At 58.9% G+C, this 20,893-nt stretch carries 16 protein-coding genes; 3 read left to right on the top strand and 13 right to left on the bottom strand.

Annotation, left to right across the window (positions count from 1 at the left end; translation table 11 throughout):
• Positions 1-8: 8 nt before the first annotated feature.
• The 5 genes from HU727_RS20840 to HU727_RS20820 form a co-directional block, all read right to left on the bottom strand.
• Positions 9-1,172, bottom strand: coding sequence for a type III PLP-dependent enzyme (locus tag HU727_RS20840; RefSeq protein ID WP_003188470.1), 1,164 nt, complete (start codon positions 1,170-1,172; stop codon positions 9-11).
• A 654-nt stretch (positions 1,173-1,826) separates the two neighbouring features.
• A complete protein-coding gene (locus tag HU727_RS20835) occupies positions 1,827-2,984 on the bottom strand; it encodes an osmoprotectant ABC transporter ATP-binding protein OsmV (protein ID WP_186533643.1) in 1,158 nt (385 codons plus the stop codon).
• Positions 2,981-3,634, bottom strand: coding sequence for an ABC transporter permease (locus HU727_RS20830; RefSeq protein WP_186533644.1), 654 nt, complete (start codon positions 3,632-3,634; stop codon positions 2,981-2,983). The genes HU727_RS20835 and HU727_RS20830 overlap by 4 nt, the downstream gene beginning before the upstream one ends.
• Positions 3,635-3,647: 13 nt before the next feature.
• Positions 3,648-4,553 (bottom strand): glycine betaine ABC transporter substrate-binding protein, encoded by a 906-nt coding sequence (locus HU727_RS20825; RefSeq protein WP_186533645.1) that lies wholly within the window; start codon positions 4,551-4,553, stop codon positions 3,648-3,650.
• Positions 4,554-4,574: 21 nt separating this feature from the next.
• On the bottom strand, positions 4,575-5,264 hold the full coding sequence (locus HU727_RS20820) for an ABC transporter permease (RefSeq protein WP_186533658.1): 690 nt from the start codon (positions 5,262-5,264) through the stop codon (positions 4,575-4,577).
• Between the two features lie 448 nt (positions 5,265-5,712).
• Here HU727_RS20820 and HU727_RS20815 point away from each other — a divergent pair, with 448 nt between their 5' ends.
• From HU727_RS20815 to HU727_RS20805, 3 genes are all read left to right on the top strand, one after another.
• On the top strand, positions 5,713-7,296 hold the full coding sequence (locus tag HU727_RS20815; protein WP_186533646.1) for a peptide chain release factor 3: 1,584 nt from the start codon (positions 5,713-5,715) through the stop codon (positions 7,294-7,296).
• A gap of 746 nt (positions 7,297-8,042) precedes the next feature.
• Positions 8,043-9,224, top strand: a complete 1,182-nt coding sequence (locus HU727_RS20810) for an MFS transporter (protein WP_437180431.1) — start codon at positions 8,043-8,045, stop codon at positions 9,222-9,224.
• A gap of 161 nt (positions 9,225-9,385) precedes the next feature.
• The gene (locus HU727_RS20805) at positions 9,386-9,649 is read left to right on the top strand and encodes a hypothetical protein (protein ID WP_186533647.1); all 264 of its coding nucleotides are present in this window, start codon (positions 9,386-9,388) and stop codon (positions 9,647-9,649) included.
• 203 nt (positions 9,650-9,852) lie between these two features.
• On the opposite strand, the gene HU727_RS20800 is transcribed toward HU727_RS20805, so the two are convergent.
• The 8 genes from HU727_RS20800 to HU727_RS20765 all read right to left on the bottom strand — a co-directional run bounded on the left by HU727_RS20800 (position 9,853) and on the right by HU727_RS20765 (position 20,622).
• Positions 9,853-10,833 (bottom strand): peptide ABC transporter ATP-binding protein, encoded by a 981-nt coding sequence (locus HU727_RS20800; protein WP_186533648.1) that lies wholly within the window; start codon positions 10,831-10,833, stop codon positions 9,853-9,855.
• Positions 10,833-11,801, bottom strand: coding sequence for an ABC transporter ATP-binding protein (locus HU727_RS20795; protein WP_186533649.1), 969 nt, complete (start codon positions 11,799-11,801; stop codon positions 10,833-10,835). The genes HU727_RS20800 and HU727_RS20795 overlap by 1 nt, the downstream gene beginning before the upstream one ends.
• A 10-nt stretch (positions 11,802-11,811) precedes the next feature.
• The gene (locus tag HU727_RS20790; protein ID WP_186533650.1) at positions 11,812-12,738 is read right to left on the bottom strand and encodes an ABC transporter permease subunit; all 927 of its coding nucleotides are present in this window, start codon (positions 12,736-12,738) and stop codon (positions 11,812-11,814) included.
• Positions 12,739-12,749: 11 nt separating this feature from the next.
• The gene (locus tag HU727_RS20785) at positions 12,750-13,760 is read right to left on the bottom strand and encodes an ABC transporter permease subunit (RefSeq protein ID WP_150749576.1); all 1,011 of its coding nucleotides are present in this window, start codon (positions 13,758-13,760) and stop codon (positions 12,750-12,752) included.
• 72 nt (positions 13,761-13,832) lie between these two features.
• Entirely contained in the window at positions 13,833-15,428 is a 1,596-nt protein-coding gene (locus tag HU727_RS20780) for an ABC transporter substrate-binding protein (RefSeq protein WP_186533651.1), read from the bottom strand.
• A gap of 77 nt (positions 15,429-15,505) precedes the next feature.
• A complete protein-coding gene (locus HU727_RS20775) occupies positions 15,506-16,921 on the bottom strand; it encodes an OprD family porin (RefSeq protein WP_186533652.1) in 1,416 nt (471 codons plus the stop codon).
• A gap of 177 nt (positions 16,922-17,098) precedes the next feature.
• Positions 17,099-18,697 carry an ABC transporter substrate-binding protein gene (locus HU727_RS20770; RefSeq protein ID WP_186533653.1) on the bottom strand — a complete coding sequence of 533 codons (1,599 nt, stop codon included), beginning with the start codon at positions 18,695-18,697 and terminating at the stop codon, positions 17,099-17,101.
• A 299-nt stretch (positions 18,698-18,996) separates the two neighbouring features.
• The gene (locus tag HU727_RS20765) at positions 18,997-20,622 is read right to left on the bottom strand and encodes an ABC transporter substrate-binding protein (protein ID WP_186533654.1); all 1,626 of its coding nucleotides are present in this window, start codon (positions 20,620-20,622) and stop codon (positions 18,997-18,999) included.
• Positions 20,623-20,893 lie beyond the last annotated feature (271 nt).

The following is a 20,893-nucleotide window of genomic DNA, read 5'->3' as shown; positions in this document are numbered from 1 at the left end:
TGAAGCGCTTAGACGTAGAACGACTTCAACGGCGGAAACCCATTGAACTCAACTGCGCTGTAACTGGTGGTGTACGCACCGGTCGACAACCAGTACAAACGGTCCCCAATCGCCAGGTTCAGCGGCAAACCGTACTTGTAGTTCTCGTACATGATGTCGGCGCTGTCGCAGGTCGGGCCGGCGATGACGACTTCTTCCATTTCGCCTTTCTTCTCCGTCCAGATCGGGAACTTGATCGCTTCGTCCATGGTTTCGATCAGGCCGGAGAACTTGCCCACATCGGTATAGACCCAGCGCTCGACGGCGGTGCGCGATTTACGTGCGACCAGCACCACTTCGCTGACCAGAATGCCGGCGTTGGCAATCAGCGAACGGCCCGGCTCCAGAATGATTTCCGGCAAGTCGTCACCAAAATCTTCCTTCAGGAAGCGGATGATTTCCTCGGCGTATGTTTCCAGGCTGTTGGTACGGGTAATGTAGTTGGCCGGGAAGCCGCCGCCCATGTTGATCAGCTTCAGTTCGATGCCGTCTTCTTCTTTCAGGCGTTCGAAGATCACTTTGACCTTGGCGATCGCTGCGTCCCAGACGCTGATGTCGCGCTGCTGCGAGCCGACGTGGAACGAGATGCCATACGGCACCAGACCCAGGTCGCGGGCGAGAATCAACAGATCCATGGCCATGTCGGTCTGGCAACCAAACTTGCGCGACAGGGGCCAGTCGGCCGTGGTCGAGCCTTCGGTGAGGATGCGCACATAGACTTTCGAGCCCGGCGCAGCCTTGGCGATGTTGCGCAGGTCGGCCTCGGAGTCGGTGGAGAACAGACGCACGCCCTTCTCGTAGAAGTAGCGGATGTCTTTGGATTTTTTGATGGTGTTGCCGTAGCTGATGCGGTCGGCGCTGACGCCGCGATCCATGACCTTGTCCAGCTCGTAGATCGAGGCGATGTCGAAGCTTGAGCCTTTGTCCTTGAGCAGGTCGATGATCTCGACGGCCGGGTTGGCCTTGACCGCGTAGTAGACCTTGGCGAATTCGAAACCGGCGCGCAGGTCATCGTAGGCCTGGCTGATCATCGCGGTGTCGATCACCACGAACGGGGTTTCCTGTTTGTCGGCAAACGCCTTCATTTTGTCAAACGTGGCGCGCGCGAAATAATCTTCGACGTTGATCGACATGCTGGGAACTCCTACTGGCAAACGTTAGTAATCAATGGGTGCAATGAACGTCCTCCGTATCCCCACTTTGGTTCGCCTACTTCCCAAGGCATGTCGCCGAAAGCAAAAAGGCCATGGGAAGCGCTGCTTTCCCTTGGCCTTGCTGTCTCGTCGTCAGTACTTGAGCCGGATGGATCGTTTCCAGCATGGACGTTCGGCGCGAACTTTAGGGCGTGAGGGGCCTGAGATCAACAAAAAATGTCGCGTTTCTGCACGCTTCTGACGTGCGTCGCGTTCATCACTCCTTCTACCCGACCGAGATGACGGGCAGATGTTCCCGGCGAATTTTCGAGTGTTAAACATATCTGCACGTTCGTGGCTTTTGTCAGCTAGATCGCGGGTAAGTGTGATGGGGGTAACTTCGGCGACGTTGGCAGCGAGGGACGTTAGTGAGGGGGATTTTGAGCCCAAAAGAAGGTAGATGGACAGCGCTTTTCTATGCGGGACTGTTGAGATTCTTTGTCACCCAGTGAAGATCAACAAAATTGCGTAGATCCTGTGGGAGCGAGCCTGCTCGCGAAGGCATTTTCACAGCCGCCATCGGCGTCGACTGATATTGCGCTTTCGCGAGCAGGCTCGCTCCCACAGGGATCGGGTTTCAACCGCGCAGATGGTTTATGCGACCACGGTCTCAGCCGGCGAGACGATATTGGTCTTCATCCCACGCGAACGCCCCGAACTCAGGTAAGCCGCGATGGACTCTTGCGTCACCTCACCAAGGAACACGCGCTCGGCATCCATCACCGGCAGCCATGAACGATTGAACTCGTACATGCGCGACAACAGAATGCGCAAGTGCTCGTCGTACGCTGCCGTGGCGTTGAATTCGCGCAGGAACTGCGCACAGGTGCCGGTCTGGCGGTGCAGGTCGCGACGGCGCACGTAACCCAGTGCTTTGTTGTCGGCGCAAGTGACGACCACATAGCGGCGGTCGTGTTCGTCCATCAGTTCCAGCGCATCGGCGACCGGCGTTTCCGGGCTCACCGACGGCGCGTTGTCCGCCGCGTCCTCGGCCTTCACCAGCAACAGGCGCTTGAGCGTGCTGTCCTGGCCGACGAAGTTGCTGACGAAGTCGTCTGCCGGATGTGCAAGCAGGGTGTCCGGGTGATCGATCTGCAGCAACTTGCCCGCGCGGAAGATCGCGATCTTGTCGCCCAGCTTGATGGCTTCGTCGATGTCGTGGCTGACCATGATCACGGTCTTGTTCAGCGCTCGCTGCATCTCGAAGAACTCGTTCTGGATCATCTCGCGGTTGATCGGGTCGACTGCGCCGAACGGCTCGTCCATCAACAGCAACGGTGCGTCGGCCGCCAGCGCGCGGATCACGCCGATGCGCTGTTGCTGACCGCCCGACAATTCACGCGGATAACGATGCAGATATTGCTTGGGCTCAAGTTTGATCATGCTCATCAATTCGCGAGCGCGGTCGTGGCATTTCTGTTTGTCCCAGCCGAGCAGCTTCGGCACCACGACGATGTTTTCTTCGATCGTCATGTTCGGGAACAGACCGATCTGCTGGATCACGTAGCCGATGTTGCGGCGCAGGGTCACTTCGTCGAGGTCGGTGGTGTCTTCGCCGTTGATCAGGATCTTGCCCGAGGTCGGTTTGATCAGGCGATTGATCATTTTCAGCGTGGTGCTTTTGCCGCAACCCGACGGCCCGAGGAACACGCAAATCTCGCCTTCATTGACGGTCAGGCTTACCGAGTCCACGGCTTTGACATCTTTGCCGTTGCTTTGGAAGGTCTTGCTGAGGTTTTGAAGTTCGATCATTTGAGGAGTCCTTTTGGAGTCAACGAGCGTTGCAGCCATTGGAGAAACAGGTCAGCAAAAATGGCCAGAAGACTGACCAGCAGTGCGCCGACGATGAGCATCGACATGTCACTGCGGCTGATGGAGGCGAGGATCAACACACCGAGGCCGCCGGCGCCGATGGTGGCGGCGATGGTCATTACGCCGATGTTCATCACCACGGCGGTGCGCACGCCGGCAAGGATCACCGGCACGGCGATCGGCAGCTCGACCATGCGCAGGCGCTGGCCGAAGGTCATGCCAATGCCGCGCGCGGCTTCGCGGATACCCGGCTCAACGCCGGTCAGGGCAAGATAGGTGTTGCGCATGATCGGCAGCAGCGAATAAAGGAACACCGCCGTGATCGCCGGCATCGGGCCCAGGCCCTGGCCGAATTTCGAATAGAACGGCAGCAGCAGGCCGAACAACGCAATCGACGGTACGGTGAGCAGCACCGTGGCGCTCGCTTGCAGCGGCCCGGCGAGCGTCGGGAACCGCGTCATCAAAATACCCAGTGGCACGCCGACAAGAATGGCCAGGGTCACGGCGATGCCGACCAGCGTGATGTGCTGCCAGGTCAGGTGCATCACCTGCTGCCAGTCGAGATGGGAAAAAGCGTTCAGGAATTCCATGACTTCTCCTCTCTTAATTCAGTGGGTGCTGGCGCAGGAAATCGGCGGCAACGGACGATGGGCTTTCATGATCGACATCGACCCGCGCGTTGAGCTGGCGCATGGTTTCATCGTCAAACAGTTCGGCCAGCGGCTTGAGTTGTTCGGCCAGTTTCGGGTTAGCGTCCAGCGTGGCCTGACGCACCACGGGCGCGGCGGTGTAGTCGGGGAAGTAGTGCTTGTCGTCTTCCAGCAATTTCAGGCCGAAAGCATTCAAACGACCGTCGGTGGTGTAAACCAGACCGGCGAATACCTGGCCGTTGCGCAGCGCGGTGTAAACCAGCCCGGCGTCCATTTGACGGATGTTCTTGCGGGTCAGGTTCATGTCGTAGAGATCAACCATGCCGATCAGGCCGTCAGAGCGGTTGGCGAACTCGGTATCCAGCGCCACCAGGTGATTGGTCTCGGCCTCCGCGCGCAGCACTTCATTGAGTTGGCTGATGTTGCCGATCTGCGGATATTGCTCGGCGACTTTTTTCGGCAGGGCTAGGGCGTAGGTGTTGCTGAATTTCGACGGGGTCAGCCAGATCAGGCCTTTTTTCGCATCGAGTTCTTTCACCCGGGCGTAGGACTGCGCGCTGTCGAGTTTTTCAGCGACATGGTTGTAGGCCACCAGCGACACGCCGGTATACTCCCAGAGCAGGTCCAGCTGGCCGCTTTCGTGGGCGCTGCGGGCGAGGTTACTGCCCAGCCCGCCGGTAATCTGCGCGTCGTAGCCTTTGCTGCGCAGGTATTGCGCGGTGATTTCGGCGAGCAGGGTTTGCTCGGTGAATACGCGGGCACCGAGGCGAATAACCGGTTTGTCGGCGGCCTGGGCAACGCCGGCAAACAGCAGGGCGCTGCTCAGCATCAGGCTTAGAATCAAGCTAAATCGTTTCATAGGTATTCCTTCGCAAAGCCTTTAAGACGGGCGCAAACCGCGTTCCAGCCAGAGACGGCTGGCGAGGGTGACCACGCCATCGAGCAGCAGGGCCAACAGCGCGGTGCACGCGGCGCCGAGCAGCAGTTGCGGCTGATTGTTCAGGGCGATGCCGGGGAAGATCAGGCTGCCGAGGCTGTTGGCGCCGATCAGGAATGCCAGTGGAGCGGTGCCGACATTGATTGCCAGTGCCACGCGCACGCCGCCAACGATGATCGGCACGGCGTTCGGCAACTCGACTTTCCAGAGCACCTGGCGCGGGGTCATGCCGATGCCGACGGCAGCTTCCTTCAGTGAGCCCTGCACATTTCGCAGGCCTTCGTAGGTGTTGCGCACAATCGGCAGCAGGGAGGCGAGGAACAAGGCGAAGATCGCCGGGCCGCTGCCGATGCCGAGGATGCCCAGGGCAATCGCGAGCACGGCCAGCGGTGGCACGGTGTTGCCGATATTGAAGATCTGCATGAAGCGTTCGGCGCGGCCGACCATGGTCGGGCGGCTGAGATAGATACCGGCGGGGATGCCCACGACGAGGGCGGCCAGCATGGAGGCGAGGACGAGAATCAGATGAGCTTGCAGGTAAAACAACAAATCGTCGCGGTAGTGTTCGATCGTGTTGATGCCGATCCAGTGGACCAGCAGGGCCAGGAGCGCGATCACCACCGCACCTCCCATCAGCCCTTTGCCATAGCGGATAGCCACAGGCGGACTCCTTTTTTTGTAGTCGGCGAGCGCAGTCCCGTGTGGCATGCCGCGCATGGCTGCCGGGAAAGTCATTCGCGAAAAGTAGCCGTTTTTCAATCCCGGCAAAGCGGTCTGAAAGCGAGCCATGAGCGCAGCCTCGTCAGGCTAACTTGCTGATTTTTCAGCCCCTGACGAAAATTCGTAACAGGGGATGGACGTCTCCGAGCGCTGAAAGGTTCCCACATAAGATGCCATCTGGCCACCTGTAGGAGCTGCCGAAGGCTGCGATCTTTTGACTTTGTTCTAGAACTACAGATCAAAAGATCGCAGCCTGCGGCAGCTCCTACGGGGTTTTGCGGGGCCGAGGGACGGTGGTTCGGCGGTTACTTTTTAAGCTATACTCGCCGCCCTTTTTTGAATCACCGCCAGGCGATTTCCCATGACCCAACAGGCCGCCGAAGTCGCGAAACGCCGCACTTTCGCCATTATTTCCCACCCCGATGCCGGTAAAACCACGATCACCGAGAAGCTCCTGTTGATGGGCAAGGCGATTGCAGTGGCCGGTACGGTGAAATCCCGTAAATCCGATCGCCATGCGACATCCGACTGGATGGAGATGGAGAAGCAGCGGGGTATTTCCATTACCACGTCGGTCATGCAGTTCCCGTATCGCGACCACATGGTCAACCTGCTCGACACCCCGGGCCACGAAGACTTCTCCGAAGACACCTACCGCACCCTGACCGCGGTGGATTCGGCATTGATGGTTCTCGACGGCGGTAAAGGCGTAGAGCCACGGACCATTGCGCTGATGGACGTTTGCCGGCTGCGCGACACGCCGATCGTCAGCTTCATCAACAAACTCGACCGTGACATCCGTGACCCGATTGAACTGCTCGACGAGATCGAAGCGGTCCTGAAGATCAAGGCTGCGCCAATCACCTGGCCGATCGGTTGCTACCGCGACTTCAAGGGTGTTTATCACCTGGCGGACGACTACATCATCGTCTACACCGCCGGTCACGGGCATGAACGCACCGAAACCAAAATCATCGAGAAGCTCGATTCCGACGAGGCGCGCGCGCACCTCGGTGACGAGTACGACCGCTTCATCGAGCAGCTGGAACTGGTGCAGGGCGCCTGCCATGAGTTCAATCAGCAGGAATTCCTCGACGGTCAACTGACCCCGGTGTTCTTCGGTACCGCGCTGGGCAACTTCGGTGTTGATCACGTGCTCGACGCCGTGGTGGACTGGGCGCCACGCCCGCTGGCCCGTGTGGCCAACGAGCGCACCGTGGAGCCGGTCGAAGAGAAGTTCTCGGGCTTCATCTTCAAGATCCAGGCGAACATGGACCCGAAACACCGCGACCGCATCGCCTTCATGCGCATCTGCTCGGGCAAGTACGAAAAAGGCATGAAGATGCGCCACGTGCGCACCGGCAAGGATGTGCGCATCGGCGACGCCCTGACGTTTTTCTCCTCCGAACGTGAACAGCTTGAAGAAGCCTACGCGGGCGACATCATCGGTCTGCACAACCACGGCACCATCCAGATCGGCGACACCTTCAGCGAAGGCGAGGCCCTGAGTTTCACCGGCATCCCGCACTTCGCCCCGGAACTGTTCCGCCGTGTGCGTCTGCGTGATCCGCTGAAATCCAAACAACTGCGTCAAGGTCTGCAGCAGTTGGCGGAAGAGGGCGCGACGCAGGTGTTTTTCCCGGAGCGCAGCAACGACATCATCCTGGGCGCCGTTGGTGTGCTGCAGTTCGATGTGGTCGCGAGCCGCTTGAAAGAGGAATACAAGGTTGAGTGCTCGTACGAGCCTATCACTGTGTATTCCGCGCGCTGGATTGAGTGCGCCGACAAGAAGAAGCTTGAGGAATTTTCCAACAAGGCTGTGGAGAACCTGGCGCTCGACGGCGGTGGGCATTTGACCTATCTGGCGCCGACGCGGGTGAATCTGGCCTTGATGGAGGAGCGTTGGCCGGATGTGAAATTCCGTGCGACGCGGGAACATCATTAAGGTTTGAGCTGTTTTTCTGAAAGCCCCCTAGGTGCATGCCTTGGGGGCTTTTTTTGCTTGGTTGGTTTTGGGTGTATATCCGTTTCTGCGGGTGCTGCGTCTGGCGGTTTCGCCCTTACGGCGACCTACTTTTTTACAAGCGCCAAAAAAAGTTAGCAAAAAACGCTTGCTCCTGCGTTCGGCCCTCGCAGGCTCGGGTTCCTTCGCTGCGGGATCGATCCGGGCGCATCGCTTCCGGTTTGCTTCGCTGCACCTCCTTTCGATGTGTACGACTGCGTCGTACGGCGCTTCGCGCCTGCCCCCGGATCAATCCCTCCACTCAGCCTGCCGACGTCGCCCGTGGATCAAGATCAAGATCAAGGGCAGCAGCCGAGCTTGCGCTCATCCTGGAGTGGTGCGGCTGCGCCGCGTTGGTGTAGGAGCGGCCGAAGGCTGCGATCTTTTGATCTCGCTTCTGCTTTTGCTTTCCCGTGGGAGCGAGCTTGCTCGCGAAAGCGGGCTGACAGCCGACCTTTCTCTGTCAGATGTAATCGGTCCATATGGGAGCTGGCTTGCCAGCGATGGCGGCCTGAAAGCCGACCATTTTCTAATTGAATGCACCCAATCCAACTAAGCGGGCAAGGCTGCTCCTACACCGGTCTGTAGGGCGTCTCTGTTTTTGTTGTCTGACGCATTCTGAGGCGCGACAACTGTCTGTCTGGCCGTTAGTGTTCCGGCTCGAGAAACAGTTTTGAGAGGTCAATGGAGTGACAAGTGAACTGAAGCACCTGATGCGCCTCAGGCACTATTTCAGCCCGATGGCCTGGGTCCTCGCAGCGCTTTTATTCATCAATCGCCTGAGTGCCATGGTCAAGTTGTTCATGGCGCTTTATCTGCGTCAGGAATTGGGGCTGGCGATTGAGACGGTTGGCTGGCTGCTGGCGGGGTATGGCGCGGGGTTGCTGGTCGGTTCGATGCTCGGCGGTTGGCTCAGTGATCATGTGCGAACGGCGCGGCTGACGGCGGCGCTGTTTTTCGTTTCGGTGTGGGTGTTGATGTTGCTGGGGCTGGTGACACAGGTGCCGTTGCTGGCCGGTTTGTTGCTGCTCAGCGGTGTCCTCGATGGCGCGATTCGTACGCTGCATCAGCGGCTGATCATGGAATATTGCGAAGTCGCGCAACGCTCGCGGGCTCAGGCCTTGAGCCGGGTGGCGCGTAATCTCGGGATGGCGACCGCCGGGGTGGCGGGCGGGGTTCTGGCTCAGGCGGATTTTCGCTGGGTGTTTTTCGCCAGTGCGGCGATGACGCTGCTGGCCTTGCTGTGGTTTGTGCGCACGACGTGGCGGCGGCCGGTGCTGGTGCTTGAAGACCAATCCGCAGATGGCGCAAGTGTGCCGTTCCGTGACAAGCCGTTTCTCTGGTTGCTGGCGGCGACGGCCGTGCTCGGCATCGCGTTCGACACGGTCTACAGCACGCTGGGCAATTATCTGCGCGATTACTACCACCTGAGCACCGAAGCGATCGGCTGGCAGTTCGGGCTCAATGCGCTGCTGGTAATCGCGCTGCAGATCCCGCTGTCGCACTCGGTCGAACGCTGGGGCTCGCGCTGGCAAATGCTCGTGGGCAGCCTGTTGCTGGCCTGTGGGCTGGGGATGTTGCCGTTCGGTTCCGGGTTGGTTTTCGTCTGTCTGTCGACGCTGATCTGGACGCTGGGCGAGGCGTTGTTCATGCCGCCGTTGAATGTGCTGGCGATGCAGTTTGCCCAGAGTGGCAAGAGCGGGCAGTACTTCGGGCTGTTCTTCATGAGCTGGAGTGCCAGCGCGCTTTTGTCGCCGGTGCTCAGCGGTCAGCTCTACGGCCAGTTTGGCGGGCACAGTGTCTGGCTGATGAGTTCGGTGCTGGTGCTGTTCTCCATTCCGTTGACCTGGCAGGCCACACGTAGCGCTTAGCTGTTTCGGTTATTGGCGTTATTCGAAAGCAATCTGTCTGTCGATGGCATTTCTGCCCGTGCGGTCGCGTCCTAAGTGGTGAGCCGCTCGGATCGCAACTAGATTTCACACAGCGCCGTTCCGGGCATGCAGGTCTCAATTCGCAACGGATGGAGTCAGCTATGAAAAGCAGGTTTTTACGAATTTTATTGTTGTTGAAAGTCATGGTGATGCTATCCCTCGGCACAGCGACGGCCTGGGCCGAGTGCGAGGATCATGATTCGCAGGCCTTCAATGGGAAGACGGGGCAGAGCGCTTTTATGATCGCCAAGTCTGAATCGGAACCGGGTGATCAAGGGCAGGGTGGCAGCGCCGACGATGACGACGCGACCACGGATGATCCGGATACTGACGATATGGGTGATGAGGGCGACAGCCAGACGTAAATCGTTGGCAAAAGAAAACCCCTTCGGCCTCGACTGATGCGCAATCGAAATGGAAGGGGTGTTGTTAACTCTGGTTCAATGCAAATCCCCTGTAGGAGCTGCGGAACGCTGCGATCTTTTGATCTTGCTTCTGAAAATCAAAAGATCGCAGCCTCGTTGCACTCGTCAGCTCCTACAGGTTTTGTGGAGGTCTCAGTATTGGTCTACGCCGCGCCGTCGAGGAATTGCTCGGCGTAGTGGCAAGCCACCTGCCGGTTATCCAGTTCGCGCAACAGCGGCTCTTCTGTGCTGCAACGCTCGGTCGCGTACGGGCAGCGCTTGTGGAAGGCGCAACCCGGTGGCGGATTCAGCGGGTTGGGCAGTTCGCCGACGATCTTGATTTTCGGCTTGTGCGGGTCCGGGTGAATGGTCGGGGTCGCCGACAGCAGCGCCTGGGTGTAGGGGTGCAACGGACGTTCGTAAATGTCGTTCTTCGGGCCCAGCTCTACCGGACGACCGAGATACATCACCATCACGTCATCGGCCACGTGTTGCACCACCGCCAGGTTGTGCGAGATGAACACGTAAGCGGTGTTGAACTCCTGCTGCAGATCCATGAACAGGTTCAGCACCTGCGCCTGAATCGACACGTCCAGCGCCGAGGTCGGTTCGTCCGCCACGAGCACTTTCGGTTGCAGCATCATCGCGCGAGCCAGGGCGATACGCTGGCGCTGGCCGCCGGAGAACATGTGCGGATAACGCTGGTAGTGCTCAGGACGCAAGCCGACCTGCTTCATCATCGCCTGGACTTTATCGCGACGCTCGGTGGCCGACAGGTTGGTGTTGATCAGCAACGGCTCGGCCAGTTGATCACCGACTTTCTGCCGTGGATTCAACGAGGCGTATGGACTCTGAAAGACCATTTGCACGTCTTTGCGCAGTTGCTTGCGCTGCGCCTTGTCGGCACCGGCGACTTCCTGCCCGGCGATCTGCAGCGAGCCCGAAGACGGCTCTTCGATCAGCGTCAACGCGCGGGCGAGGGTGGACTTGCCGCAACCCGATTCGCCAACGACGGCGAGGGTCTTGCCGGCTTCCAGTTCGAACGACACGCCGTTGAGTGCGCGCACGGTCGCGTGGCCCTTGAACAGGCCACGGGAGACTTCGTAGTGACGGGTCAGGTCGCGGGCGGTAAGTACGACGGCCATTACGCCACCTCCTGGTTCAGCGGGTAGAAGCAGCGGGCGAGGCTGTTGCTTTTCGGGTCGAGGCCAGGACGCTGCGCGCGGCAGTTGTCCTGCACGTACGGGCAGCGTGGCGACAGCAGGCAACCCTGCGGACGGTCGTAGCGGCCCGGGACGATGCCCGGCAAAGTCGACAGGCGTGAGGCGCCGAGGCTGTGCTCGGGAATCGCCTTGAGCAGCGCTTCGCTGTACGGGTGCGCCGGGATGTCGAACAGTTGTGGCACCTGACCGACTTCCACGGCCTGGCCTGCGTACATTACACAGACGCGCTGGGCGGTTTCAGCCACCACCGCGAGGTCGTGAGTGATCAGCACCAGGCCCATGTTCTGCTCTTTCTGCAACGCCAGCAGCAGGTCCATGATCTGCGCCTGAATCGTCACGTCGAGTGCCGTGGTCGGTTCGTCGGCGATCAGCAGTTTCGGCTCGCCGGCGATTGCCATGGCGATCGCGACACGCTGGCTCATGCCACCCGAGAGTTGATGCGGGTAAGCGTCCATACGACTGGCCGCACCCGGGATTTCAACTTTTTCGAGCAGTTCGATGGCACGCTTGCGCGCTTGCTTGCCGGACATTTTCAGGTGCAGGCGCAGCACTTCCTCGATCTGGAAACCGACGGTGTAGCTCGGGTTCAGCGCGGTCATCGGGTCCTGGAAAACCATCGACAGGTCTTTGCCGACGATTTGCCGACGCTGACGGTTGCTCAGTTTGAGCATGTCCTTGCCGTCGAAGCTGAGCGAGTCGGCCGTAACGATGCCGGGATGCTCGATCAGGCCCATCAGCGCCATCATGGTCACGGATTTACCCGAACCCGACTCGCCAACGATGGCCAGGACTTCGCCTTTGTCGACTTTCAGGTCGAGGCCGTCGACGACTGGCGTAGCGGTTTTGTCGCCGAAGCGAACGTTGAGATTCTTGATTTCCAACAGTGACATTTGAATCTCCTCAGGCGGCGTTCTTGAGTTTCGGGTCCAGCGCATCGCGCAGGCCGTCGCCCATCAAGTTGATTGCCAGCACGCTGAGCAAAATGGTCAAACCAGGCAGACTGACTACCCACCAGGCGCGTTCGATGTAGTCGCGGGCCGAGGCCAGCATGGTGCCCCACTCAGGAGTCGGCGGTTGTACGCCAAGGCCGAGGAAGCCCAGTGCAGCGGCATCGAGGATCGCCGAAGAGAAGCTCAAGGTCGCTTGAACGATCAGCGGCGCCATGCAGTTGGGCAGCACGGTGATGAACATCAGGCGCGGCAGACCGGCACCGGCCAGACGCGCGGCAGTGACGTAGTCGCGGTTCAGTTCGCCCATGACGGCTGCACGGGTCAGACGCACGTAGGACGGCAGCGAAACCACAGCAATCGCGATCACGGTGTTGATCAGGCCAGGGCCGAGGATGGCGACAATCGCCACAGCCAGCAGCAAGGACGGCAGGGCTAGCATGATGTCCATCAGACGCATGATGGTCGGGCCGATCATCTTCGGGAAGAAACCGGCGAACAGACCCAGCAGGATCCCCGGAATCAGCGACATCACCACCGACGACAAGCCGATCAGCAGCGACAGGCGCGAACCCTGGATCAGACGCGACAGCAGGTCGCGACCCAGTTCATCGGTGCCGAGCAGGAATTGAATCTGCCCGCCTTCCAGCCACGCCGGCGGCGTCAGCAGGAAGTCTCGGTATTGCTCGCTCGGGTCATGCGGCGCGACCCACGGCGCGAAAATCGCGCAGAAGATGATCAGCAGCATGAACAGCAGGCCGGCAACGGCGCCCTTGTTTTTCGAGAACGCTTGCCAGAATTCTTTGTACGGCGACGGGTACAGCAGGCTTTGGTCCACGGCGGACGTGGCGGCGACTACTGAGGATGTTGGAGTGCTCATGGGTATTGACCTCAGCGCTGATGACGGATGCGTGGGTTGGCAAAGCCGTAGAGGATGTCCACCACGAAGTTGACCAGAATCACCAGGCAGGCGATTAACAGGATGCCGTTTTGCACAACCGGGTAGTCCCGGGCGCCGATGGCTTCGATCAGCCATTTACCGATGCCGGGCCAGGAGAAGATGGTTTCGGTCAAAACCGCACCGGCCAGCAGGGTGCCGACTTGCAGGCCGACCACGGTCAGAACCGGAATCAGCGCGTTACGCAGGCCGTGAACGAATACCACGCGCGACGGCGACAGGCCTTTGGCCCTGGCGGTGCGGATGTAGTCCTCGCGCAGCACTTCGAGCATCGAGGAACGGGTCATCCGTGCGATCACCGCCAGCGGAATGGTGCCGAGCACGATGGCCGGCAGAATCAGGTGATGCAGGGCATCGAAGAACGCGCCGACGTCATCGGCCAGCAGCGTGTCAATCAGCATGAAGCCGGTGCGCGGCTCGATGTCATACAGCAGGTCGATCCGTCCGGAAACCGGTGTCCAGCCCAGGCTCACCGAGAAGAACATGATGAGGATCAGGCCCCACCAGAAGATCGGCATCGAATACCCCGCGAGCGAGATGCCCATCACCCCGTGGTCGAACAGCGACCCTCGTTTGAGTGCCGCGATCACCCCGGCCAGAAGGCCCAGAATGCCGGCGAACAGCAGGGCGGCCATGGACAGTTCCAGGGTCGCCGGGAAAAGAGAGGTGAACTCGGTCCACACGCTTTCACGGGTACGCAGTGACTCACCGAGATCGCCCTGGGCCAGTTTGCCGATGTAGTCCAGATATTGGGCATACAGCGGCTTGTTCAGCCCCAGGCGTTCCATTGCCTGAGCGTGCATTTCGGGGTCGACCCGACGTTCGCCCATCATCACTTCCACGGGGTCGCCCGGAATCATGCGAATCAACGCGAAAGTCAGCAAGGTGATGCCGAAAAACGTGGGGATCAACAACCCCAGTCGGCGGGCAATAAAACTAAACATCTTGTGTGGTACCTCATCAGCCGGTTAGGCGTGTCCGGCGTCCCCTGATCAGGGACGCCGGGCGTTTCTTATCTACTTCACCTGGGTGGTGGCGAAGTTATTAGTGGTGAGAGGGCTGATGTGGTAGCCCTCTACGTTCTTGCGCATTGCGGTAAACATTCTGGTATGAGCCATGCTGATCCATGGCTGGTCCTGATTAAACAGTACTTGAGCCTGTTCGTAGAGCTTCGCGCGTTCGGCCGGATCTACGGTAGCCCGCGCTTGATCCAGCAGCGCCTGGAATTTCTCGTTGCACCAGCGCGCGTAGTTTTCGCCGTTCTTGGCCGCTTCGCAACTGAGCATAGGCGTCAGGAAGTTATCCGGGTCGCCGTTGTCGCCCGCCCATCCGGCCGAGACCATGTCGTGCTCGCCGGCCTTGGCGCGTTTGAGCATCTCGCCCCATTCCATCACACGGATGTCGATCTTGATCCCGACTTTCGCCAGGTCAGCCTGCATCATTTGCGCGCCGAGCATCGGGTTCGGGTTGGTCGGACCGCCGCCGTTACGGGTAAACAGGGTAAACACGGTGCCTTCCGGAACCCCGGCTTCCTTGAGCAGCTTGCGTGCTGCATCCAGGTCGCGTGGAGGGTTCTTCAGGTCGTGGTTGTAGCCGAGCAGCGTCGGCGGGTACGGGTTGACCGCCACCGAAGCGTTGCCTTTGCCGAACAGCGCGTTGACATAGGCTTCCTTGTCGAAGGCGATGTCGATGGCTTTACGCACACGCACGTCGCTCATGTACTTGTGCTGGGTGTTCATGGCGATGTAGGAAACGGTCATCGCGTCCAGTTCGTCGACCTTGAGGTTGCTGTCTTTCTTGATGCTCGGGATGTCATCCGGCTTCGGATACAGAGCGATCTGGCATTCGTTGGCCTTGAGCTTCTGCAAGCGCACGTTGTTGTCGGTGGCAATCGCCAGAATCAGTGCATCGGCCGGTGGCTTGCCACGGAAATAGTCCGGGTTGGCCTTGAAGCGCACCTGCGCATCCTTGGCGTAGCGCTGGAAGATGAACGGGCCGGTGCCGATCGGCTTGTTGTTCAGGTCGCCAGTCTTGTTGGCCTTGAGCAACTGGTCGGCGTATTCGGCCGGGTAGATCGAGGAGAACGCCATCGCGATGTCGGCCAGGAACGGCGCTTCGCGGCGGGTCAGGGTGAACTTGACGGTATTGTCGTCGACTTTTTCTACGTTTTTGAGCAGCTCTTTGAAGCCCATGCTTTCAAAGTACGGGAAGCCCACACTCGACAATTTGTGCCACGGATGATTCGGGTCCAGCTGACGCTGGAAGCTCCAGACCACATCGTCGGCGTTCATGTCGCGGGTCGGCTTGAAATATTCGGTAGTGTGGAACTTGACGCCTTTGCGCAGGTGGAACGTGTAGGTCAGGCCGTCTTCACTGATGTCCCAGGACTCGGCGAGCGCCGGGATCACTTCGGTGGTGCCGGGCTTGAAATCGGCGAGCCGGTTGAAGATGGTTTCGGCCACAGCGTCCGCCGTGACTGCAGTTGTGTACTGGACCATATCGAAGCCTTCCGGGCTGGCTTCGGTGCAGACCACCAAGGGTTTGGCCGAGACGCCGACAGCGACGCTCAACAACGCAGCCGCAATGGCCGCACGTAGGGGAAGCATTTTCATCGATAACCCTCTGCAATCGGTTGAAGACAAAAAACCGAACGGCCGACTCATCATGAGTCAGCCGTCGGTTGGCGTTTTTACAGAATGTTGAACGGGATGGTGGTCACGAGACGGAACTCGTTGATGCTGCCATCAGCCTGGTTTTCGCTGGCACGGTGAGCGGTGTAGGTACCACGAATCGTGGAAGCTTTGAGTGGGCCGCTCTGTACCGCGTAGGTTGCACCGACGCCGTATTCATAATGGTGCTCGCCGTCCATCGCCTGCACGCCGTCGTAGCCGCCACCCTTGTAGTGAGTGCCGTCGATGCCCCAGCCGCGTGCCTGGTAGATGTTGAATTTCAGGCCTGGCACGCCGTACTCGGCCATGTTGATGCCGTAGGAAACCTGGAAGGATTTCTCGTTCGGGCCGTTGAAGTCCGAGAGCAGGGAGTTGGCCAGGTAGATGCCGTTGGTTTCGTGCAGGTAGTCGAAGTACTCGTTACCGTTCACTTCCTGGTAGGAGAAGGTCACGGTGTGAGCCTGATGCGTCAGGCCAAACGACAGCGAGTAGGTGTCGTTGTCGATGTCGCCCAGCAGTTTTTTGCCTTCGTCGACGGTCTTGTAGTAGTTCAGGCCGGTGGTCAGGCTCAGCACCGAGCTGTCCCCCAGAACGTGAGTAGCGCCGAAGTAGTACTGGTTCCACAGGTCTTCGGCCTGGGTGCCCCACAGGCTGGTGGTCAGGCTGGCGAACGGCTGGTACGAAATACCTGCAGTGTTGACGTGATCGGCTTCGGCGTTGATGTCGCCGTACTCGGAGCGGAATTTGCTCAGGCTTTCTTCGGTACGCGGGGAAACGCGATCGAAAGTGGCCACATCGAACGCCAGGTTGTTCAGCTCTTCGCTGTGGATCGCGATACCTTCGAAGCTCGATGGCAGCGGACGGTTACCGATCACATCGACTTGCGGGCTGCTGAAGTTCATGCGGCCGGCGGTCAGCGTGGTGTTGGAAACGCGCGCCTTGACGTTGGCCAGGCCCAGCTTGCTCCACTGGCCTACCGCGTCACCGCCTTCACGGGTCAGGGTACGGTTGTTGCCGGCGCCTGGACGAGTGCCCGGAGCGCCGCCGTTGTTGGCGGCGAGGTTCTCGCGGTCACGCTCCAGCGCGATTGCGTTGTAAGCCGCAACTTCGGTGCTGAAGCCGACAGTCCCTTCGGTAAAGCCCGAGTTGTACTTGATGATCGTGCCTTGCACCCAGTTGATGCGACGGTCGGTCTCGTTGGACTGGCCGTCCTTGCGGTAAGCGAACTTGCCGCCACGCTTGAGTTGTTCGTTGGCGTACCAGTTACGGGTCGAACCGCTGATCGATTGCCCTTCGAGGAAACCGGTGGCTTCGGCCTGGGCGCTCTTTTCGTTGACGGTCACCGGGGTAAACGCCTGGCTTTGGGTTTCCGCATAAGCCGTGGCGGTGATGCTGCTGATGGCCAGGGCCAGTATCGCGGTGCTGCTCAGTTTCATGGGTGAAGCTCCTTTACTTTCTTTTTATGCCGGCTTTTTTGGGTGGGCCGGTTATTTGGTTTAGAACTCGTTCACACATCGCAAACGTTTGCAAAATCCGGGATTGACGAATTTCGGCAAAGCGCTTGCGTGAGGGGAGTAGACGGCTCCCCTCAGCGTTGCGGCTAATCGGTTGGTTTAATCGATACTGACACCCGAGAACACGTTGCGGCCGAACGGGCTGACTTTGAACCCTTCGACCTTGGTGCTTAACGGCTGGTTGACCGTCGAGTGGGCGACAGGCGTGATCGGCACTTGCTGTTTAAGCAATTGCTGGGCCTGTTTATAAAGCACGGTGCGCTGGTCGCGGTCAGTGACGACCTTGGCCTGCTTGATCAGCTTGTCGTACGCCGGATCGCACCACATGGAATAGTTGTTGCCGCCGATGGCGTCGCAGCTGTACAGCGTGCCCAGCCAGTTGTCCGGGTCCCCATTGTCGCCGGTCCAGCCGATCAGGCTGACGTCGTGCTCGCCGTTCTTGGTGCGCTTGATGTACTCGCCCCATTCGTAGCTGACGATCTTCACTTTAAGGCCGATCTTCGCCCAGTCGGACTGGAGCATTTCGGCCATCAGTTTGGCGTTCGGGTTGTACGGACGCTGCACCGGCATCGCCCACAAAGTGATCTCGGTGCCTTCTTTCACCCCGGCAGCCTTTAGCAGCTCTTTGGCTTTTTCCGGGTTGTAAGCGGCGTCCTTGATGGTGTCGTCGTAGGACCACTGTGTCGGCGGCATGGCGTTGACGGCCAGTTGACCGGCGCCTTGATAAACGGCGTTGAGAATTCCCTGTTTATTCACCGCCATGTCCAGCGCCTGACGCACTTCCAGTTGATCGAAAGGCTTGTGGCGCACGTTGTAGGCGATGTAGCCGAGGTTGAAGCCTGGCTTGGAAATCAGTTGCAGCTTCGGATCGGTTTTCAACGCTTCAACATCAGCAGGGCGTGGGTGCAAAGTGATCTGGCACTCGTTGGCCTTGAGCTTCTGCACTCGCACTGACGCGTCGGTGTTGATTGCAAAAATCAGGTTCTTCAGCTTCACCCGGCTCGGATCCCAGTATTGCGGATTGCCGGTGTAGCGGATGTTGGAGTCTTTCTGGTAGCTCTTGAACACGAACGGCCCAGTGCCGATCGGTTTCTGGTTGATGTCGCTCGGCTTGCCTTCGGCCAGCAGTTTGTCGGCGTATTCGGCGGACAGAATCGCGGCGAAGCTCATGGCGATGTTCTGGATGAACGCGGCGTCAACGCTGTTAAGCGTGAATTCCACGGTCAGCGGCCCGGTCTTCTCGACCTTGGCGATGTTCTTGTTCAGGCTCATCCCGTTGAAATACGGGAATTCTGTCGGATACGCCTTACGGAACGGCTGTTGCGGATCGAGCATGCGGTTAAACGTGAACAGCACGTCGTCGGCGTTGAAATCCCGGGTTGGTTTGAAGTACGGCGTTGTATGAAATTTCACACCTTCACGCAGGTGAAAGGTGTATTTCAGACCATCCTCGGAAATATCCCAGTTGGTCGCCAGACCGGGTACGACATTGGTCTCGCCTTTTTCGAACTCGACCAAGCGGTTGTACAGCGGCTCGGCGGCGTCGTTGTCGGTAGCCGTTGTGTATTGCGCGGTATCGAAACCCGCCGGGCTGCCTTCGGAGCAAAACACCAGGCTATTGCTGGCGGCGTAGCTTGCAGACGTGGCGGCCAACAGGCCGGCGCCCAGCAGTGCGGAAAAAACCAAGGTATGGCGCATGACGCTCCCTCTTTTTTAGTGTTGTGCAACGCGCCTCGGTCTCAATCCTGAGACGTTTTGGTCGCTTTGCGCTCAATCCAATACGTACGGCAAAACCGGTGGCCCACGCAGACACTGGTCAGTACGCGACGGTAGGCACCGTGCTGCTGGCAGTAAATACGTAATTGCCTGAAAACCAGTAGGAAAAGTCGACACGCCTCTACCGATGCAATCATCTGCAGCGGATTTTTGTGTAGGCCTTTTCCTAGTTTCCCGAAAGATAAAGTAACGGCGACGTTAGACGCCGCCGTTGCCCTGTCTTACTTGCTGACGCTGACGCCGTAGAAGGAATTCAGGCCAAATGGGCTGATTTTGAAATCCTGCACGTTGGCGCGCATGGGTTGATACACCGTCGAGTGAGCGATAGGTGTCATGGGAACTGCATCTTTAAGGACGTGTTGCGCCTGTTTGTACAGCTCGGTGCGCTTGCCCTGGTCAGTGGTACGCTTGGCTTCTTTCACCAGGCCGTCGAACTTTTTGTCGCACCACTTGGAGAAGTTGTTGCCGCTCAGCGAGTCGCAGCCAAACAGAACGTTGAGCCAGTTATCCGGATCACCATTGTCACCGCTCCAGCCAATGATCATGGCCTGGTTCTCGCCACCTTTGGAGCGCTTGATGTACTCGCCCCACTCGTAGCTGGTGATCTTCACTTTCAAGCCGATCTTGGCCCAGTCGGACTGGAGCATCTCAGCCATCAGCTTGGCATTCGGGTTGTACGGACGCTGGACCGGCATCGCCCACAGGACGATTTCGGTACCTTCCTTGACGCCGGCTTCCTTGAGCAGCTGTTTGGCTTTCTCAGGGTCGTATTGGGTGTCTTTGATCGTGGTGTCATAGGACCATTGGGTCGGCGGCATGGCGTTGACGGCCAGTTGGCCCGCGCCCTGGTAAACCGAGTCGATGATCTGCGGCTTGTTTACCGCCATGTCCATCGCCTGACGGACGCGCAGGTCAGCCAGCGGGTTGGCCTCATTGCTGCCCTTGACCTTGTCCATCACGTTGTAGGCGATGTAGCCGAGGTTGAAACCGGCCTGGTCAGGCATCTTCAGCGCTTTGTCTTCTTTCAGCGCCTTCAGGTCGGCCGGACGCGGGAAGAGGGTGACCTGGCACTCGTTCTTTTTCAGCTTCTGGATACGCACCGACGGGTCGGTGGTGATGGCGAAGATCAGGTTGTCGATCTTCACGTCATCCGGCTTCCAGTAATCCTTGTTGCCGGTGTAACGGATGTTGGAGTCTTTCTGGTAGCTCTTGAACACGAACGGGCCAGTGCCGACCGGCTTCTGGTTGATGTCGGCAGCCTTGCCGTCCTTGAGCAACTGGGCAGCGTACTCGGCGGACTGAACCGAGGCGAAGCTCATGGCCATGTTCTGGATGAACGCGGCGTCGACTTCTTTCAAGGTGAACTTGACGGTGTGGTCGTCGACTTTATCGATCTTGGTGATGTTGGTGTCCATCCCCATGTCGGTGAAGTACGGGAATTCGGTCGGGTATGCCTTACGGAACGGGTCGTCCTTGTTGATCATGCGGTTGAAAGTAAACAGCACGTCGTCGGCGTTGAACTCACGAGTCGGCTTGAAATACGGGGTGGTGTGGAACTTGACGCCTTCACGCAGATGGAAGGTGTAGGTCAGGCCATCGTCGGAAATGTCCCACTTGGTCGCCAGACCAGGAATCACGGCGGTGCCGCCGCGCTCGAACTGGGTCAGGCGGTTGAACATGGTTTCGGCTGAGGCGTCGAAGTCGGTTCCGGTGGTGTACTGGCCTGGATCAAAACCAGCCGGGCTCCCTTCGGAGCAGAACACCAGGTTAGTCGCAGCGTGGGCGAAAGGTGCGGAGGCTAACAAGCCTGCGCCGACTAGAAACGGAATGACCGCGTGTTTAAGCATGTTGGCCTCATGATTTGTTGTCATTTTTTAGTTGTGAGGTACGACCTCGTGAGTCGTGCCTGCGGATACTTATGCAGGCCCCATACCCAATGCAAGATCCAGAGCGGTCGGCGGCGTTAAACGGTGGCACGAACGTACCTTAATGTCGCATTGATGTAAGTTTTGACGCATTTGACCGTTTGCGGGTGGTTTTTGCGGTGCATTCAAGGCACCAAAGTGGTGCGTTGGTCACGATGTGTGCGCTTGGGTGGGGCTTGGTGTTACTTATTTA

Origin of the sequence: Pseudomonas khorasanensis, assembly GCF_014268505.2 — a bacterium.
In the GTDB taxonomy this organism is placed as follows: domain Bacteria; phylum Pseudomonadota; class Gammaproteobacteria; order Pseudomonadales; family Pseudomonadaceae; genus Aquipseudomonas; species Aquipseudomonas khorasanensis.
The sequence above is the reverse complement of the archived record's forward strand: the minus strand, read 5'-3'. Positions and strand labels throughout refer to the sequence as shown.

Coding starts and splice junctions, on each gene's coding strand:
- HU727_RS20775 (WP_186533652.1), bottom strand. CDS start 16,921: ATGAAACTGAGCAGCACCGCGATACTGGCCCTGGCCATCAGCAGCATC.
- HU727_RS20805 (WP_186533647.1), top strand. CDS start 9,386: ATGAAAAGCAGGTTTTTACGAATTTTATTGTTGTTGAAAGTCATGGTG.
- HU727_RS20770 (WP_186533653.1), bottom strand. CDS start 18,697: ATGCGCCATACCTTGGTTTTTTCCGCACTGCTGGGCGCCGGCCTGTTG.
- HU727_RS20785 (WP_150749576.1), bottom strand. CDS start 13,760: ATGTTTAGTTTTATTGCCCGCCGACTGGGGTTGTTGATCCCCACGTTT.
- HU727_RS20835 (WP_186533643.1), bottom strand. CDS start 2,984: ATGATCGAACTTCAAAACCTCAGCAAGACCTTCCAAAGCAACGGCAAA.
- HU727_RS20800 (WP_186533648.1), bottom strand. CDS start 10,833: ATGGCCGTCGTACTTACCGCCCGCGACCTGACCCGTCACTACGAAGTC.
- HU727_RS20840 (WP_003188470.1), bottom strand. CDS start 1,172: ATGTCGATCAACGTCGAAGATTATTTCGCGCGCGCCACGTTTGACAAA.
- HU727_RS20790 (WP_186533650.1), bottom strand. CDS start 12,738: ATGAGCACTCCAACATCCTCAGTAGTCGCCGCCACGTCCGCCGTGGAC.
- HU727_RS20820 (WP_186533658.1), bottom strand. CDS start 5,264: ATGGGAGGTGCGGTGGTGATCGCGCTCCTGGCCCTGCTGGTCCACTGG.
- HU727_RS20780 (WP_186533651.1), bottom strand. CDS start 15,428: ATGAAAATGCTTCCCCTACGTGCGGCCATTGCGGCTGCGTTGTTGAGC.
- HU727_RS20795 (WP_186533649.1), bottom strand. CDS start 11,801: ATGTCACTGTTGGAAATCAAGAATCTCAACGTTCGCTTCGGCGACAAA.
- HU727_RS20815 (WP_186533646.1), top strand. CDS start 5,713: ATGACCCAACAGGCCGCCGAAGTCGCGAAACGCCGCACTTTCGCCATT.
- HU727_RS20825 (WP_186533645.1), bottom strand. CDS start 4,553: ATGAAACGATTTAGCTTGATTCTAAGCCTGATGCTGAGCAGCGCCCTG.
- HU727_RS20765 (WP_186533654.1), bottom strand. CDS start 20,622: ATGCTTAAACACGCGGTCATTCCGTTTCTAGTCGGCGCAGGCTTGTTA.
- HU727_RS20830 (WP_186533644.1), bottom strand. CDS start 3,634: ATGGAATTCCTGAACGCTTTTTCCCATCTCGACTGGCAGCAGGTGATG.